This window comes from Pseudomonas crudilactis (assembly GCF_013433315.1).
GTDB lineage: Bacteria > Pseudomonadota > Gammaproteobacteria > Pseudomonadales > Pseudomonadaceae > Aquipseudomonas > Aquipseudomonas crudilactis.
In genome coordinates, this window is the sequence record NZ_WXVV01000069.1 from 1 (window position 1) to 336 (window position 336).

The 336-nt window shown below is 58.3% G+C and carries 1 pseudogene; it reads left to right on the forward strand.

Annotated elements, in window-relative coordinates:
* Nucleotides 1-146, forward strand: a pseudogene (locus GTU76_RS29825) (response regulator); the annotation flags it as partial.
* Nucleotides 147-336: the final 190 nt, after the last annotated feature.

The window sequence follows — 336 nt, forward strand, 5'->3', positions numbered from 1 at the left end:
CCGTCGTTGCCTTTGAACAAAAACCGGACAGCGACTGGTTGCAACTGACGTTTCGTTTCGTCGACCAGGATGCGCAGAAGCTCGACTACATCTCCCGGCTGATCGCTCGCGGTACGGCGCAGAAGCACTTCGTTCCGGGCGCGTGATCTTCGTCGCCTGACACATCGCCTTCGCGAGCAGGCTCGCTCCCACCTTGGAATGCATTCCAAATGTGGGAGCGAGCCTGCTCGCGAAGGGGCCATCACTTGCACCACCAATCTCCCAGACTGGCCAATTTGAAACATCTGTCGACTAGCCTGGTCTGCTTCACCTGCTAGGCTCATTCCCAGGCCTCAC